This window comes from Streptomyces sp. SID3212 (assembly GCF_009865405.1).
Lineage (GTDB): Bacteria > Actinomycetota > Actinomycetes > Streptomycetales > Streptomycetaceae > Streptomyces.
In genome coordinates, this window is record NZ_WWJY01000898.1 from 1 (window position 1) to 205 (window position 205).

Annotated in this window: 1 pseudogene; it reads left to right on the forward strand. The window is 79.5% G+C overall.

From position 1 onward, the window contains the following. A pseudogene (locus GT042_RS26660) lies at window positions 1-205 on the forward strand (hypothetical protein); the annotation flags it as partial.

The following is a 205-nucleotide window of genomic DNA, read 5'->3' on the forward strand; positions in this document are numbered from 1 at the left end:
GCCACGCGGGACAGCGCCGCCGTTCGGTGCTCGTCGGCGCGGCCGTCACCGCGCTCTCCGCGATCGTGGTGGGCGTGGCCGCCACCTCGTCGTACGACGGCGGGCACGAGGGTCCCATATCCACGCCCCGTAAGTCGGCGGCCGAGGACACGGGCCCCGCGGGCGGGTCGCCGGAGGCCCGGCCCGCGACAGGCCCGGCGCGGGG